The 13,690-nt window shown below is 72.6% G+C and carries 16 protein-coding genes and 1 pseudogene; 4 read left to right on the top strand and 13 right to left on the bottom strand.

Annotation, left to right across the window (positions count from 1 at the left end; genetic code table 11):
* Positions 1–11 precede the first annotated feature (11 nt).
* Positions 12–1,409 carry an FAD-dependent oxidoreductase gene (locus AB0367_RS06405; RefSeq protein WP_366225148.1) on the top strand — a complete coding sequence of 466 codons (1,398 nt, stop codon included), beginning with the start codon at positions 12–14 and terminating at the stop codon, positions 1,407–1,409.
* Positions 1,410–2,158: 749 nt separating this feature from the next.
* Here AB0367_RS06405 and AB0367_RS06410 read toward each other — a convergent pair.
* The 5 genes and pseudogenes from AB0367_RS06410 to AB0367_RS06430 all read right to left on the bottom strand — a co-directional run bounded on the left by AB0367_RS06410 (position 2,159) and on the right by AB0367_RS06430 (position 5,491).
* Positions 2,159–2,599 (bottom strand): TIGR03618 family F420-dependent PPOX class oxidoreductase, encoded by a 441-nt coding sequence (locus tag AB0367_RS06410; protein ID WP_366225149.1) that lies wholly within the window; start codon positions 2,597–2,599, stop codon positions 2,159–2,161.
* Between the two features lie 42 nt (positions 2,600–2,641).
* Positions 2,642–3,436, bottom strand: a complete 795-nt coding sequence (locus tag AB0367_RS06415; protein WP_366225150.1) for an alpha/beta hydrolase — start codon at positions 3,434–3,436, stop codon at positions 2,642–2,644.
* Positions 3,437–3,475: 39 nt separating this feature from the next.
* Positions 3,476–4,789: a hypothetical protein gene (locus AB0367_RS06420; RefSeq protein ID WP_366225151.1), complete on the bottom strand. Its 1,314-nt coding sequence runs from the start codon at positions 4,787–4,789 to the stop codon at positions 3,476–3,478.
* Between the two features lie 36 nt (positions 4,790–4,825).
* Positions 4,826–4,942, bottom strand: a pseudogene (locus AB0367_RS06425) (DUF2000 family protein); the annotation flags it as partial.
* A 177-nt stretch (positions 4,943–5,119) separates the two neighbouring features.
* On the bottom strand, positions 5,120–5,491 hold the full coding sequence (locus AB0367_RS06430; RefSeq protein ID WP_366225152.1) for a cupin domain-containing protein: 372 nt from the start codon (positions 5,489–5,491) through the stop codon (positions 5,120–5,122).
* A 72-nt stretch (positions 5,492–5,563) separates the two neighbouring features.
* Here AB0367_RS06430 and AB0367_RS06435 point away from each other — a divergent pair, with 72 nt between their 5' ends.
* A complete protein-coding gene (locus AB0367_RS06435) occupies positions 5,564–5,992 on the top strand; it encodes a MarR family transcriptional regulator (RefSeq protein ID WP_366225153.1) in 429 nt (142 codons plus the stop codon).
* 426 nt (positions 5,993–6,418) lie between these two features.
* Here the strand turns inward: AB0367_RS06435 and AB0367_RS06440 are convergent, their stop codons facing one another.
* The 5 genes from AB0367_RS06440 to AB0367_RS06460 form a co-directional block, all read right to left on the bottom strand.
* Entirely contained in the window at positions 6,419–6,766 is a 348-nt protein-coding gene (locus AB0367_RS06440; protein WP_366225154.1) for a PadR family transcriptional regulator, read from the bottom strand.
* Positions 6,767–6,821: 55 nt separating this feature from the next.
* On the bottom strand, positions 6,822–7,607 hold the full coding sequence (locus AB0367_RS06445) for a cellulose binding domain-containing protein (protein ID WP_366225155.1): 786 nt from the start codon (positions 7,605–7,607) through the stop codon (positions 6,822–6,824).
* 511 nt (positions 7,608–8,118) lie between these two features.
* Positions 8,119–8,550, bottom strand: coding sequence for a hypothetical protein (locus tag AB0367_RS06450; protein WP_366225156.1), 432 nt, complete (start codon positions 8,548–8,550; stop codon positions 8,119–8,121).
* On the bottom strand, positions 8,547–8,750 hold the full coding sequence (locus tag AB0367_RS06455; RefSeq protein ID WP_366225157.1) for a hypothetical protein: 204 nt from the start codon (positions 8,748–8,750) through the stop codon (positions 8,547–8,549). Before AB0367_RS06455 ends, AB0367_RS06450 begins: the two co-directional genes overlap by 4 nt.
* Positions 8,751–8,759: 9 nt before the next feature.
* Entirely contained in the window at positions 8,760–9,476 is a 717-nt protein-coding gene (locus AB0367_RS06460; protein WP_366225158.1) for a GGDEF domain-containing protein, read from the bottom strand.
* Positions 9,477–9,684: 208 nt separating this feature from the next.
* On the opposite strand from AB0367_RS06460, the gene AB0367_RS06465 reads away from it, so the two are divergent.
* Positions 9,685–9,927 carry a DUF397 domain-containing protein gene (locus tag AB0367_RS06465; RefSeq protein ID WP_366225159.1) on the top strand — a complete coding sequence of 81 codons (243 nt, stop codon included), beginning with the start codon at positions 9,685–9,687 and terminating at the stop codon, positions 9,925–9,927.
* Positions 9,928–10,107: 180 nt separating this feature from the next.
* Positions 10,108–10,995: a helix-turn-helix transcriptional regulator gene (locus tag AB0367_RS06470; RefSeq protein ID WP_366225160.1), complete on the top strand. Its 888-nt coding sequence runs from the start codon at positions 10,108–10,110 to the stop codon at positions 10,993–10,995.
* Positions 10,996–11,054: 59 nt separating this feature from the next.
* Here AB0367_RS06470 and AB0367_RS06475 read toward each other — a convergent pair whose 3' ends face one another.
* The 3 genes from AB0367_RS06475 to AB0367_RS06485 all read right to left on the bottom strand — a co-directional run bounded on the left by AB0367_RS06475 (position 11,055) and on the right by AB0367_RS06485 (position 13,678).
* Positions 11,055–12,305 carry a hypothetical protein gene (locus AB0367_RS06475; protein WP_366225161.1) on the bottom strand — a complete coding sequence of 417 codons (1,251 nt, stop codon included), beginning with the start codon at positions 12,303–12,305 and terminating at the stop codon, positions 11,055–11,057.
* Between the two features lie 149 nt (positions 12,306–12,454).
* Positions 12,455–13,150, bottom strand: a complete 696-nt coding sequence (locus AB0367_RS06480) for an alpha/beta hydrolase (RefSeq protein WP_366225162.1) — start codon at positions 13,148–13,150, stop codon at positions 12,455–12,457.
* Positions 13,151–13,432: 282 nt separating this feature from the next.
* Positions 13,433–13,678: a hypothetical protein gene (locus AB0367_RS06485; protein ID WP_350549315.1), complete on the bottom strand. Its 246-nt coding sequence runs from the start codon at positions 13,676–13,678 to the stop codon at positions 13,433–13,435.
* Positions 13,679–13,690 lie beyond the last annotated feature (12 nt).

The raw sequence follows: 13,690 nt of genomic DNA on the forward strand, positions 1-13,690 counted from the left end.
AGATGAGCGTCATGGCACCGACAGCAGCGCAGCTCTTCGCCCGGATCAGCACGTCGGCGCCGCCCGGGCCGCCACGGATCCTCATGCCACGCGCGGTCGTGCTCGGTGGCAGCATGGCCGGGCTGATGGCGGCCCGCGTGCTCAGCGACCACGCCGAGGAGGTGCTGATCGTCGAGCGTGACCCGACCGAGGGCGACGGGCCGCGCCCGGGCGTGCCACAGGGCACCCAGGTGCACGCGCTGCTGCCGGCCGGGCAGATCCAGCTGGAGCGCTGGTTCCCGGGCTTCACCGCCGAGGCCCTCGATGCCGGCGCGCCCGACTTCGGCGGCGTCCAGGGCAAGGTGTATATCAACGACGAGCTGCGCCAGGTGCCCGACCCGCCGGCCGCGCGACCCGCCCTCGTCACCACCCGGCCGTTCCTGGAGTCCCAGGTGCGTCGCCGGGTGCTGCAGCGGGCGAACGTCCGGATGGTGTATGGCCGGGCCGAGGGCCTGCTGTTCGGCGAGCACGGGGTGCGCGGCGCGGCATACGTGCCCGACGGCGCCGACGAGCCGGTCGAGGTCGCGGCCGGCCTGGTCGTCGACGCGACGGGCCGCTCGAGCCGGCTCAACGACTGGCTCGAGCAGCACGGCTGGCCGCGTGCCCCGATGCGGCGCATGCCGATCAAGCTCAACTACGCCTCCGCCGTGTTCGAGCGCGACGAGTCGGTCAGCGACGCCCGGGCCGTCGTCTCCCAGACCACGCCCGGCAAGGGGCGGACGCCGCGCATCGGCGGTGTGCTGTCGGTGGAGGGCGGCCGCTGGCTGATGCTGGTCGCCGGCTACGACGAGGACCGCCCGAGCCGCGACGCCGGCGAATACGCCGAGCGCTGCCGCCGGGATTTCCCGTCGCTGTTCGGCGACATCGCCGAGCGTGGCCGGATGATCGGCGGCGTCATCACGTATCACCAGGCCGACAGCCGCCGCCGCGACTTCGACGCCGTGGACCGCCTGCCGGCCGGCGTGATCGCCGCCGGGGACGCGGTGGCGTCGTTCAATCCGGTGTATGGCCAGGGCATGACCTCGGCGATGCTGCACGCCTCGTGCCTGTCGGCCTGGCTGCAGGGCGGCCCCGACGTGACCCGCGAGCCGGCCCGCCCGTATTTCGACCGGGTCCGCGTCATCGTGGACGCCGCGTGGCAGGTCTCCACGTTCGCGGACCTGGGCCTGCCGCACATCACCGAGGGACACCCGCGCGGCTACCGGGTCATCCGCTGGGCGAGCGACCTGCTGCTGCGCGCCTCGATGATCGACGAGCCGACGTGCCGGCGGGTCAACAGCGTGACCGCGATGGAGGCCCACCCGGCCGCGCTGGCCAAGCCGGGCGTGGTCCTGCGCGCCCTGCGCCTGCGCATGCTCGGCCGGATCTGACGCCGCGCCGGGCCGGAAGGCGGCGCGGCCGCAGAGCCGGGCGGTGATCTTCCGGCTCAGTTGCGGTGCTCGGGCTCGCCGCCGGGGCGATTGCGGGGCAGATGGTCGCGGGTGGCTCGTCGACCGGTTCGGCAGTGTGCGGATCGCGGCGCCGACCGCGCTCGCCGAGGGGGCGCTGCTGCTTCCGGCTCGTCCGGTTTCGCCGCGGCCGGGTACGCCGCCGTGCAGGCGCCGGCCGCCGTCACAGGCACCGGCAGCACGCCCCGCTGACGGGGCTGTCAGCGGATCGGTCGGGGGCTGTCAGCGCCGCCCGCGAGCGTGGCCGCATGAAGAACACCACGGTCCTCATCTCCGGCGCCGGCATCGCCGGCCCCGCGCTCGCCCTGGCCGAGCTCGGCGTCGACGGCGACTCGATGATGTACAACGAGCCGGGCCGCATGGCCGCCCTCGGCGGCCCGAAGGCCCCCGCGCTCTTCGTGTTCGCCTCGCCGGAGCTGCGGTACGACCGGTACGACCCGCAGGCGCAGAAGGACGTCCTGCGCGCGGCGTACCGCGGCGGAAGCTGGCGGATCCCGGAGCTCATGGCCCGGCTCGACGACGCGACCGACGTCTACCTGGACTCGATCAGCCGCGCCGAGGTCCCCGCCGCTGAGCGACGTGGGAGCCCCCGCCGGAGCGTCCACGTGGGGCGGTCCGGGGCGGCAGTCATCCCGGCGCCGCGGCGCTCGCCTTCAGGCGTGGGGGGATGTCTAGTTCGTCGCGAAGCGCTCCGGCCGGACAAGGATCGCCGTCCGGCCTTCGGTGGCCATGACCCGGTCATACTCCTCCAGGTCGGGGTGCTCGCCACCGGCCGCCTGGTAGATCTCGCGCAGCAGCAGCCGCAGCGTCTCGGCCTCGACGTCGCCGGGGGCGATCACCTCGGCGGCGCCACTCACCGAGATCCACTCCCAGCCGGCGCGGAACACGAGCGTCGTCCGCGGGTGACGCCGCAGGTTGGCCAGCCGGGCGGCGCCGGCCCGGGAGACGATCCCGACCACGGGCGTCCCGTCGGCCGGGTGCGGCAGGATGCCGGCGTTGACCACGGACGTGGAGGGCTCGCCGTCCGGGCGCACGGTGACGACGACGGCGAGCCAGTGGTCCCGCTGCGCAAGCTCGGCGACGCGCCGCAGCCCGTCCTCGGTGGAAAGCATGCGCGAAGCATATGCTCCCGCCGGGACGCGCGGGGCCGGTCGTCAGGGCTCACCGGCCCGCTCCAGCCACTCGGCGACGAGTGCCTCGAACAGGGCCGACTGCTCGAGCTGCAGGTTGTGCCCGGCCACGTCCAGCACCGCATACGTCGCGCGCGGATAGTGCGGCAGCAGCGCGAACTGGTCTGCGTAGCCCACCGTGGAGTCCTGCCGGCCGGTCAGGATCAGCGCCGGGCGCTCGAAGGGCGGGCCGTCCTCGGGGTCGCAGGACAGCACCCAGCGACGCCGGATCCGCGCCATCGCCTCGGCGTCGGCGGCGTCGAGGCCGGGCTGCACCTCGTCCCGGTGTCGCCGCCACGTCTCAGGGGTGCGCACGACCGCCATCTCCAGGAACTCGGGGTCCGCATTCGCCAGGAAGTCCGGGTCCGCCTCCAGGTCGGGCTCAGTGCGCAGCGTCTCGTGCGGCGGCACGGTGCGCTCGGCCTGCTCGACCTTCGTGCCGATCGGGCAGATGAGCGCCAGCCCCCGCACCCGGTCGCGATGGATGCGGGCCAGCGCCCGGGCGAGATAGCCGCCGTAGGACTCGCCGATCAACAGGAACGGCTCGTCGCCGATGCGCTCCCCGACGAACCGGTCCAGCTCCGCCAGGAGGTCGTCCGACGACGCGATCTCGGGCGGCGCGGGGCTGTTCCCCATCGCCGGCAGGTCCGGATAGAGCCGGCGGTAGCCCGGCAGCCGCTCGAACAGCGGCTCCAGGCAGCCCAGCATCAACCGATGGTCGGGCGTCCAGCCGTGGACGGCGAGGACCGGGGTTCCGCTGCCGCGCTCGACGAAGTGCATAGGGGCATCATGCCAACGGGGTATGACAAAAATCCGTCCTCACGCTGAGGACGAACGGGCCGGGTACGCGAAGGACACCGCGAGCGCCTCCATGTTCCACAGAATCCGCTCGGCGTCGCTCGGCGCCAGCAGCGCCGTGTCGGTGTGGGCGGTGCAGCGCATGGCGCCGGGCACGTCGGGCAGGTCCTCGACGTCGAGGATGAACGGCTCGAACGCGGGGTGGTCCTGCCGCCGTACCCAGGACAGCCGCGACGCCGGCAGCGCCGCCTCGATGTCCTCGGCGGTGGGGGAGTCCATCGGCACCGGGCCGCGCCGGTCGTTGAGGAAGCAGCCGATCTCCAAAGGCTCCCCGCGCTCGGCCGTCACCCGGTCCACCAGCGCCCACAGGTCGCGCTGGTCGAAGTAGCCGTACTTGAACGCGGCGAGCGCCGCCCGCCGCGCCCGGTCGACCAGCTCGTCGACGCCGGTCTCGCAGTCGACCAGGCACAGCCCGGCCTGTACCGCGGTGCACACCACGTCGTCCAGCCCAGCGCGGAACCGGTTGCTCACCAGCGGGCGTACCACGACCGGGTTGAACCCGAACGTCTCGTGCACCGCCGCGGCGAACACCGCCAGCAGCGTCACCGCCGGGTCGACGTCCAGCCGGGCCGTGATCGCGCGCAGCGCCAGGGGCAGCGCGGACGAGTCGAACCGCGCCCGCCAGTACCGCGGCGAGCTCGGCACCTCCGGCGTGGCGAAGCGCTGCGGCGGCATCGCCCGCAGCACCGACTCGAAGTGCCGCATCGCCGAGGCGTTCTGCCGCCGCCCGGCCGGGGAGGCCTGCCACGCGGCCTGCTCCAGTGGCGCCAGCCCGGCGACCGGCGCGCTCGGGCGCTCGGCGACCTCGCGCAGCATCGTCCGCGCGCCCGCGGCGTCCATGGCGAAGTGCGAGATGAGGGCCACGAGATGAGCCGGGGCGCCGTCGCGGGAGACCACCGCGGCCCGGAACGGCCATTCGGTGGCGAAGTTCAAGGGCCGGTCACGGTACCGCTGTGCCACCGTCTCCGGATCGACGTCCTCGTAAACCTCGAGCTCCAGTTCACCCTCGGCGAACACCTCCTGCTCGGGTGTCCCGCCGTCGCCGGGGATGTGCAGGCGGGTGCGCAGCGTGACGTACCGCTGCAGATGGAACCGCAGCTCGTCGACGACATCGTCGATCGTGGTGCCCGCCGGTATCGGCCGCGCACCACCGAGCGGCAGCCAGTCCCTGAGGGCTTGCACGGCGCGCCAGTTCTCGATCTGGCCCCAGGACAGGGGGCCGCGGCCGGCCCCCTCACCCTTGAACGGGACGACGACGCGGGAAGGGGCAGCCATGTGCGCTCCTCGATTCGGGCGGGCATCCGCCGGAATCTAACCATGCGGGCGGCCTCCCTTGAGGATCTTGTCGACAGCGTTCTCCGGCCCGTGGAGCGCCATGCCGGCCAGGCGCAGCTCAGCGCGGGGGACGGCGCGCACGGCCGCCCGGCGGTGCGCGCCGGCTTCATGCCCCGGCCCCTGGCTTGTACGTTGTGAACATGGCGTCCGAGCTGGTCACGGCGTGGCGCCCGCGCGTGCCGGGCGTCGCCGAGGTCTTCCACGCCACTTCGCCGACCACGCGTATCCGCTGCACGTGCACGACACGTGGACGCTGTTCGCCGTCGACGACTACGCCGCCCAGGGCGGCGTGCCGACCAGGGTGCCGTCCATGCGGTGGGCCGTCACCCCCGCCCGCAGCGCGACGTACACCTCGGCCGGCTCGTCCAGCGGGTTGCCGAGCTCGATCTTCTCGCCGGCGGGCACGACGGCCGCGTCGCCCGGCCCGAGCACCTCGCCACCCGGCGCGAGGTGGATGCCGCCGGAGAGCACCATGAAGACCTCGTCGCGGTCGATCGTGTGCGGCATCGACTGGGTGCCGGCCGGCACGGTGAGCCGCCACGCGCAGATCTCCTGCGAGCCGTGGCTGGGTCCGGAGTACACCGCGAACTTTGTGCCTCCGAGCTCGAATCGCGGCGCGTCGGCCGCGCGGACGATACTCATCCTCTGTCCCTTCCGTCGGTTGGTGTGTCTTGAAAGTAAACCAGGTTTCGTACTTTGTAAACGGGGTTTCGTATGTCCGATCTCACCGATGACGTGCCGCTGGGCCGCCTCCTGCTGCAGGCGCACCGCCGAGCCCAGGCCGCGTCGCTGGCGAAGTTGCAGGCGAGCGGGCACGCCGAGATCCGGCTGGGTCATGTACCGGTGATCACGAACCTCGACCCGGAGGGCACGCGGATCACCGACCTGGCCGCGCGGGCCGGGATGACGCGGCAGATGATGGGCCGGCTGGTGAAGGAGCTCGAGGCGATCGGCTACGTGCGCTCGCGCCCGCACGAGACCGACCAGCGGGCCGTGGTGGTGACGCTGACCGAGCGGGGGGAGCGGTTCCGCGCGGAGGCCCCCGTCGCGATGGCCGCCGTGGATCGGGACTTCGCGCAGCTGCTGGGCCCGGACGAACTGGCCCGGCTACGCGGGATGCTGCTGCGCATCAGCGAGTCTTGAGCCCGTGACTGTCCGCGTGACGCACTGCCGGTCGTGGCCGCCGGGGCTCGCGTGAGGCGCGGAAGCGGGCCGGTGGTTCGCGGTGCCGCGCTCGCCGGTCGCTGTGAGGGTCGCCCGCAAGGCGGGTGTGCGCGTGGTGTGCCGCCGGTTGCCCGGTCGTGGCTGGCCCCGGCTCGTATGAGATGCGAAAGCGGGCTCACCCCGGTCGCCGGCCGCTCGCATGGCGGGCTGGCCCGCGCAGCGCGCCGTGTGAGGCGCGGAAGCGGGCCGGTGATGTGCCGTGCCGCGCTGACCCGGGCCGCTCGTGGCTCGGGCCGGCGCGCGCCGGGCCGCCCGCGGTGCTGCCCGCGCATGCGTCCGGCCGCCCGGCGACCGGCGCTTCGGTGTCGAGGCGAGGTGCGGTGCGGGCGGCCGGCGCGCGGGCCGCTATGCGGCGGCGTCGTTCGTCGACAGTTGGAGGCGCCGCAGCCGTCGTTCGGCCGCCGCCGCGTTGCGGTGCAGGCGGTCCGTCTCGGTGCTCAGCAGCTCGCGCCCCACTTCCGTCAGCCGGTAGTAGCGGCGCAGCCGGGACGCGACGACCTCCTCCCGGTCCACCTCGATCAGGCCGTCGACGCGCAGCCGGTCCAGGATGCCGTACAGCGTGCCCGCCTGCAGGCGCACCCGGCCCTCCGAGATGCGGCGCACGTCGTCCAGCACGCTGTAGCCGTGCTGCGGCTCGGCCGCCAGGGCGGTCAGGACCAGGAACGTCGGTTCGCGCAGCGGTAAGCCAGTCATACCCATCACTATATAAAGATAGCCTGTATATGGAATCAACCGATCGGTCAGGCGATCACGGGGTCACCGCGATGTTCGTCAGGCCGATCGTGGCGTTGCGGACGGTGTTGGAGGCGTAGACCACGTTGAGGTTGCCGGCGCACTTCGACGTCGAGGTGACGTTGATGGCGTACCGTCCGGCGCCGCCCAGGTCTGAGACGTTGTCCCGCCAGACGTTGCCGCAGCCCGAGCCCGCCACCGGGTTGTGCGTCTCGTAGCCGTTGGCGAACGTGCCCGGCGCGAGCCGGATCGTCTGCCCCGGCCGGGCGTTCGCGAGTGCCGCGGTCAGCTGCGCCGCGGTCGAGACGTCCACTGTGGACCCCGAGGTCGGCGGCGAGGAGGGCGCGGGCGACGAAGGCGCGGGCGATGAGGGTGCGGGCGACGAACGTGTGGGCGCGGGCGACGTGCCGCCACCCGCGCAGGGCGCCCCGTTCAGCAGGCATCCGATCGGTACCCCGGTGCCGCTCACGTTGAACCCGAAGCTGACTGACCCGCCGGCCGCGATCGTGCCGTTCCACGAGACGTTCGCGAACCGGTAGTGCTGAGCGCTGCCGGTGCGTACCGAATCCCATGAACTGCTCACCGACGACCCGGCGGGCAGGTCGAACTCGACCACCCACCCTGAGGCGGCGGCATCACCGCGGTTGGCGATCGTGAATCCGGCGCCGTATCCGCTGTCCCACACCGACGTCTGCGTGAACGTGGCCGTGAGTGACGCCGACGCGGCCGAGGCGAGCGGCGCGACCAAGAAGGCCGCGGCGCCGGTCGCTGCGACGGGCAGCAGGAGGCGGAGGATGCGCATCGACCTGCCCTTCCTCAGCGGGAGCATGCGTCGATGAATTAGTTAACTGTCTTAACAGCAACGGGTCAATGCTTCAGCACCCTCGACTACCTTACGAAATCGAACTACTACGACAAGTTAACCTCGGACGTTGATGAAGATCACTGGGGCGGCGTCGCCGGGCGAGCCGCGCGGACCGTGCCAAGACGAAGCCGCTCTTCACGTCACAGGCGCCGCGGCTGTCAGGTCGACGGCTCGCCCGGAGGACCGCGTTGAGGGCGTGACCGGCGAACGTGAACCACGGCGCCGGAGAGGCGGGCGACGTCCATGCCGGGAGGTCGGGGCGGGCCGCGAGCCGCGCGACCGGGTGGACGCGCGCGACGGTACTGCCGGCGCGGCGCGGCTGGTCGACGTGTCCATCGGCGCGGCACCGCTCAGGCATGGACCCTGCCGGCGACACGCGGCGGGGGAGCGGAGTTCCCGGAGCTACGGCTGGACTACGTGCTGGCCACGCCGGGCGTGACCGGCCGGTTCACCGGCTGCTACGTCGTGACCGGCGGGGAGGCGGAGTCCGCGTCGGAGCATTGTCCGCTGGTGGCCCGGACAGTGCGGAGGCCTGCGCGGCGGCGGCCTGCGCGGCGCTGCCGGAGGTCCGCGGGTCGATCTGCTCGCGCGGCGGCAGGCGCCGGTGCCCGCCGAGCGGCGGGTTGGCCACCCAGCGGATGATCGGGCCCTGGCCCGGGTCGGGCAGCCACCCCAGGAACCGGCTCCACAGCTGCTCGGCACCGAACTGGCGCAGGTCCTCGGCGGCGTCGGCGACGCGCAGCGCCATGAGCGTGCGCAGCGCGGCCGGACTGTCACCGTACTCGGCGACGAGCTGCTCCCGCTTCGCGGCGCACGGCCACGGCTCGGCACATCCCGTGCACCGCCATGTCGGCCGGGCCGGGATGTGCGCCTCGGTCACCCAAGGCTCCCCGGCCGGGCGACCTCGAGGCGTCGCAGGGCGTACACGAGCACCGAGTTGCGCGCCGTCACGTACTGGTCGCACGGCCAGGGGCGGCCGCAGTCGCGGCACTGCTCGGCGCGCTTGAGCTTCGCGGCCAGCCACGAGCGGGGCCGCGGCTGGTGGCGGCGGCGCTGGCGGACCAGGTCTGGCAGCTCCATAGCGGTTCCTTAGTTCGCCGTCGTCGGATGGGGGAAGACGTCCTTCTCCACCGGCAGCCGGGGCTTGCCGAAGCGGAGCGTGGTGTGCACGACGTGCTGGTGGGCGGCCAGGTGCGGGTGCGTGGCCAGGATCGGGCGGCGGCGGGCGCCCTTCGAGCGATACATGGCCGCGTCGGCACGGTGGACGGCGTCGGCGAGGTGTGCGTCGGGCTCGACGGGGACGAGCCCGACGGACACGCTGACGGTGACGACCTGGCCGGCCAGCCGCATCGGCGCGGCGAGCGCCTCCGCGAGTCGGTCGGCCTGCTCCTGCGGGTTGTCGTGGCGGCCGGCGAGGAGCCCGGCGAACTCGTCGCCCCCCAGTCGGGCCACGAGGCCCGATCCGGCGTAGTCGGACAGGCGCCGGGCGGTCGTCACGAGCACCTCGTCGCCGGCCGAGTGGCCGAACATGTCGTTGATCTGTTTGAACCCGTCGACGTCGAGCACGACGGCGACCAGCGGGTGACGCGCGCGGTCCGCGACCAGCTGGGTGCCGCACTTGTAGAAGGCCCGCCGGTTCGCCAGCCCGGTGAGCGGGTCGTGGTCGGCGGCGTGCCGCTCGACCTCGAGCTCCGCGGCCAGCCGCTCGGCGAGGCGCTCCGCGCGACGCGCGCGTAGATAGAGAGGAAGGACGGCACACGCCCCGGCCGCCGCGGCCGCACCGGCCAGGAAGGCGAGGGGATCCATGCGCGCGTCCCTTCCGGAGATCGCAGCTGGGGAAGCCGCCCGATCATTTGGGAACGAACGTCCGGTTTTGATCACAAACTGTGAGCAAGCCCTGACATTCGCACATGCGCTAGCATGCGCTTTATCGGCTGCAGAAGCAAGAGCCGATGCACGTGCAGATGCCGATTGCTTGGTGAACATTCATCCAAGGTCCTCAAGAAAGATGCATATGGAACCGACGTACAACGGGATGCCGGCCGGCCGCCTGGCGGGTGTGACCTGGCAGAAGAGCCGCCGCAGCAACCCCAGCGGCAACTGTGTCGAGCTGGCGCGCCTGTCCGACGGGAGCGGCTTCGCCATGCGTAACTCGCGCGACCCTGAAGGGCCGGCGCTCATCTACACCTTCGAGGAGATCGCGGCCTTCGTCGGTGGTGCCCGTGACGGCGACTTCGACAATCTGTTATCTGAGTAATCGGACCAGAAGAACAAGCAGGATCGCCCCCCGCCCGTAGACGCGAGCCGACTCCCGCTTACTGTCCGGTCATGGCATGCTTACTCCGGCCCGAACGCCAAGTCTGGCTCGGACAGCCTCGCGGAACCGAACCAGATCGGCGCCGCCGCTGTTCGTTCACGACAGTCCGGAGGCAGCACGGTGACGACCGGTCCAACTGAAGGAGGAGCGTCCGGAGGCCCCACGGTCCTCCGGATGCTGCTGGGCGCACACCTGCGGCGCTTACGTGAGGCACAGGGCGTCACCCGCGAAGACGCCGGCTGGGAGATCCGCTCCTCGGAGTCGAAGATCAGCCGGATGGAGCTCGGCCGCGTCGGCTTCAAGGAGCGCGACGTCGCCGACCTGCTCACCCTCTACGGGATGGACGACACGGAGGAGCGCACCCGCCTGCTCGCGCTGGCCCGTGACGCCAACAACCCCGGCTGGTGGCACCGCTTCGGCGACGTGCTGCCCAACTGGTTCCAGTCCTACCTCGGCCTCGAGGCCGCCGCGGCCCTCATCCGCACCTACGAGGTGCAGTTCGTGCCCGGCCTGCTGCAGACCCACGAGTATGCGCGCTCCGTCGTCCGGCTCGGCCACGGCCGGGCCAAGGAGGACGAGATCGAGCGCCGGGTCGAGCTGCGCATGCAGCGCCAGCAGATCCTGACCCGCCCGGATGCGGCCCGCCTGTGGGTGGTGGTCGACGAGGCCGCGCTGCGCCGCCCGATCGGCGGCCTGGACATCATGCGCGGCCAGATCGAGGCGCTGCTGGACATCAATAGCAGTCTGCCCAACGTGCGACTGCAGGTGATCCCGTTCAACGCCGGCGGCCACGCCGCGGCCGGCGGCGCGTTCACGATCCTGCGCTTCCCCGACGAGGACCTGCCGGACGTGGTCTACATCGAGCAGCTCACCTCCGCGTTGTATCTCGACAAGCGCGACGACGTCGACCTCTACGCGGAGGCGATGGAGCGCCTGTGCGTGGAGGCCCGGCCGCCGACGGACACCTCGAAGGTCCTCCAGGACATCCGCAAGGACCTCGACGCGTAGGACCATCGCCGCCCGGTTCCGGGACGCCCGATTCCAGCACGAGCCGCCCGAGCTCGTGGCTACGCTTTGCGCCTGATTCGGTACTCCAGCGTCAGGAACGGCAGGCCGAAGAGCGTGAAGGCGTGGTCGGCGCGCAGCTCGCCGTTGTCGACGTAGACGTCGAGCTCCTCGCCGAAGCCGTGCACCGCGAGCGTCGACAGGTCGCGGCTGCCGGCGTCGATGTGGCTGAGGTAGTGGCCGGTCTGCCCGTCGCCGCCGCGGCTGGTCAGCCGGAGCCCGCCGCCGGCGCGGGGGAGCGGGGCGAGGGTGGCGGTGAAGTTGGCCTGGGGCAGCGGGAAACCGACGCTGACGTACCCCTGGCCCTCGTGCCGGTACGTCGTGTAGACGCCGACGTAGACCGGTTCCCCGGTGAGGGCGAAGCTGCGTATCCACCCGCGGACGGACACGGCGCCGCCGGGGTCGCTGATGGTGTCGATGCGGCTGTGTATGCCGCGCACCGCCTCGCGCTGGTTCATGGGAACGTTGGCCTGGCCCAGCGGCCGGGCCACGAGGGTGCGGTACAGCAGGTAGCCCGGCCGCGCCCAGGCGCGCCAGCGCGGGACGATGTCGAGCGTGAAGCGGGTGGTGTGCTCGTAGAACTCGCGGACGAGGGGGTCGACGGACGCCGGGTCGAACCGGGGTCCCGCGAGGGCGTCGAGGTCGGCGAGGATGCCGACGTCCTCGGCCGCCTCCTGATAGACACCGCCGGTGGCCGCGGCGAGGTCGCGGACGTAGCCGGTGCCGACGTAGCGGGTGCGGGCCTCCAGCGGTACCACGAAGGGCAGCCGCTCGGCGGGGACGCGATCCGCGAGCAGGGCCACCTGCGGGTCGCGGAACAGCAGTTGCGACACGATCCGGAAGGCGACGACGCTCGCCGCAGCGACCTCGGCCGGCGGGCGGTGGCGCAGCGCGGCGCCGACGGCGAGCCCGACGGCGGGGCCAAGCGCGACCTTCTGCGGCCGCACGCCCATGGCCCCGGCCAGAGCCCCGCTGCCGATCCCGACCGCGAGCGGGCTGGCGCCGGCCTTGCCGGCCATCCACCCGGCGGGCGCGGCGAGTGCACCGCTCGCGGCGATCCGGGCCCATATGGCGGGGATCTCGTTGGGCCGCTGCAGTGCCCGTGCGGCGGTGTCGACGGCGGTCATCGCGCCGGCGCCGAGCAGCGCGCCCTTGACGGCGCCGCGCGGCCCGCGGTGCGCGGCGAGGGCCGCTCCGGCGGCGGCCCCCATGACGGCGGCGAACCCGATTCCCTGCGCGCGCTTGGCCTCCACCCATCTGTTGTACACGCCGCCGGTCCCGCCGGCCCGCCCGCCCAGTTCGGCCAGCCTGGTCAGCCCGGCTGCGGATGCGCATCGGACCGAGGCCGGCGGGGACGGTGCGGCGCCCCGGCCGGTGCGGCCAGGGCGCCTGACGGCGTCGTCTACTGGCCGGTGGCGGCCAGCTTGATCAGGTCGGCGACCGCGTCGGGGCGGGATTCGTAGATGGCGTGGCTGCCGGGCACCTCGACGACGGTCGAGCTGGCGCGCTCGGACATCGCCCGCTGGGCGGGCGGCGGGATCATCCTGTCGTCGGTGGCGACGAGGTACCAGCTGGGCTTGGTGCGCCAGGCCGGCTCGGTGACCGCGCCGGCGAGTGCGTCCAGGCCCCACGGCACCTGCGAGTCGGCGAGGAACGCCGCGCGGCCGGCGGGAAGGTCCCCGGCGAAGGACTCGTGGAACTTCTCGCGGTCGAGGAACAGGAAGCCGTCGACCGGGGGCAGGATCGGCGGGACCGGGGCGCCGGGCGGCGGATCGGCGATGAGGGTGTTGACGGACTCGCCCTTGTCGGGCGCGAACGCGGCGATGTAGACGAGGGCCGCGACCTTCTCGTGGGTGCCGGCCTCGCTGATGACGGCGCCACCGTAGGAGTGGCCGACCAGCACGGTGGGTCCGTCCTGCAGGTTGAGGATCTGCCGGGTCGCGGTGGCGTCGCCGGCCAGCGACAGGGTCGGGTTCTGCACGACGCTCACGTGGTAGCCGTCGGCCTTGAGTAGCTCGTACACCGCCTGCCAGCCGCCGCCGTCAACGAAACCGCCGTGCACCAGCACCACGTTGCGGATTGGGTCACCGGTACTCATTTTCTCGTTCCTCCTTGAGAGCACTGCTGCCACGCTAGGGTCCGTTTCATAACTGAGGCGGGGCTGCGGCGGGCCCAGATTCCGCCTGCGCACGTCCCGCGAAAGCCCGGTTACAACACCGGTAGCCTGGCTTCCGCGGGCCGCACGCAGACGAAATCTGGACTCCGCCTCGCTCCCACCCCAGTTATGAAACGGACCCTAGGCCCGGCCGCCGGTCCGCCGATTACGTCATTTGACTTGGAGATGGTCGCGGCGGGCAGCGGCGGCACGGCGCTTGCACGGTCACACCTCGGCCGGGAGGATCGCGATGAGCTGGGTGGGCGGCTCCAGCGCCTCGACGATCGTGTCGCCCTCGAGCCAGAGGCCCCCGGCCCGGCACACGAGCGCGGCGGCGGCCTCCACGGGACAGGGCAGCGGCGCCCCGCAGGCACCGCAGCGGCTGGGGTCGTCGGGGTCCCGCGCGAGGTGTCGGGTCTGCAGCTCAGCGGCGGTGGTCACCAGCACGCTGTCGGGATCGAGGTGCAACATGCCGACGATCGT

The organism is Dactylosporangium sp. NPDC051484, assembly GCF_040689395.1.
Lineage (GTDB): Bacteria > Actinomycetota > Actinomycetes > Mycobacteriales > Micromonosporaceae > Dactylosporangium.

Excerpts from the sequence above, each read along its gene's own strand:
- AB0367_RS06440 (WP_366225154.1), bottom strand. The coding sequence starts at position 6,766 with ATGACTGGCTTACCGCTGCGCGAACCGACGTTCCTGGTCCTGACCGCC.
- AB0367_RS06410 (WP_366225149.1), bottom strand. The coding sequence starts at position 2,599 with ATGCTTTCCACCGAGGACGGGCTGCGGCGCGTCGCCGAGCTTGCGCAG.
- AB0367_RS06415 (WP_366225150.1), bottom strand. The coding sequence starts at position 3,436 with ATGCACTTCGTCGAGCGCGGCAGCGGAACCCCGGTCCTCGCCGTCCAC.
- AB0367_RS06460 (WP_366225158.1), bottom strand. The coding sequence starts at position 9,476 with ATGGATCCCCTCGCCTTCCTGGCCGGTGCGGCCGCGGCGGCCGGGGCG.
- AB0367_RS06430 (WP_366225152.1), bottom strand. The coding sequence starts at position 5,491 with ATGAGTATCGTCCGCGCGGCCGACGCGCCGCGATTCGAGCTCGGAGGC.
- AB0367_RS06455 (WP_366225157.1), bottom strand. The coding sequence starts at position 8,750 with ATGGAGCTGCCAGACCTGGTCCGCCAGCGCCGCCGCCACCAGCCGCGG.
- AB0367_RS06485 (WP_350549315.1), bottom strand. The coding sequence starts at position 13,678 with ATGTTGCACCTCGATCCCGACAGCGTGCTGGTGACCACCGCCGCTGAG.
- AB0367_RS06420 (WP_366225151.1), bottom strand. The coding sequence starts at position 4,789 with ATGGCTGCCCCTTCCCGCGTCGTCGTCCCGTTCAAGGGTGAGGGGGCC.
- AB0367_RS06445 (WP_366225155.1), bottom strand. The coding sequence starts at position 7,607 with ATGCGCATCCTCCGCCTCCTGCTGCCCGTCGCAGCGACCGGCGCCGCG.
- AB0367_RS06465 (WP_366225159.1), top strand. The coding sequence starts at position 9,685 with ATGGAACCGACGTACAACGGGATGCCGGCCGGCCGCCTGGCGGGTGTG.
- AB0367_RS06435 (WP_366225153.1), top strand. The coding sequence starts at position 5,564 with ATGTCCGATCTCACCGATGACGTGCCGCTGGGCCGCCTCCTGCTGCAG.
- AB0367_RS06405 (WP_366225148.1), top strand. The coding sequence starts at position 12 with ATGGCACCGACAGCAGCGCAGCTCTTCGCCCGGATCAGCACGTCGGCG.
- AB0367_RS06480 (WP_366225162.1), bottom strand. The coding sequence starts at position 13,150 with ATGAGTACCGGTGACCCAATCCGCAACGTGGTGCTGGTGCACGGCGGT.